At 62.7% G+C, this 271-nt stretch carries 1 pseudogene; it reads right to left on the bottom strand.

Going from position 1 to position 271, the window contains the following annotated elements:
- A pseudogene (locus ACZ3HH_RS30075) lies at positions 1–271 on the bottom strand (D-amino acid dehydrogenase); the annotation flags it as partial.

Here is a 271-nt window from a genome sequence, read left to right as displayed (position 1 = left end):
CCATCGAGCTGTTCCTGCGAGCGGAACAGTTGCAGCGTGCCTTGCTGGCGGCCTTCATAGGGAATGCCGACATCGGCGCGCAGGTCGCGCAGGCAGTCGCGGCTGTATTCAGCCAGGCGCACCATGCGTTCCTTGTTGACGGCGTAGCTTTCGGCATTGCAGTTGCGCAGCATCTGCCACATCCAGCGCAGCTGGTTGAGCGTACCGTCCGGGCGGATGGCCAGCGGGGCATGTTCCTGGAACATCCACTTGATGGCCTTCAGGGGAATGC

The sequence above is a fragment of the Pseudomonas sp. PME37.24/025 genome (assembly GCF_055556615.1).
The sequence above is the reverse complement of the archived record's forward strand: the minus strand, read 5'-3'. Positions and strand labels throughout refer to the sequence as shown.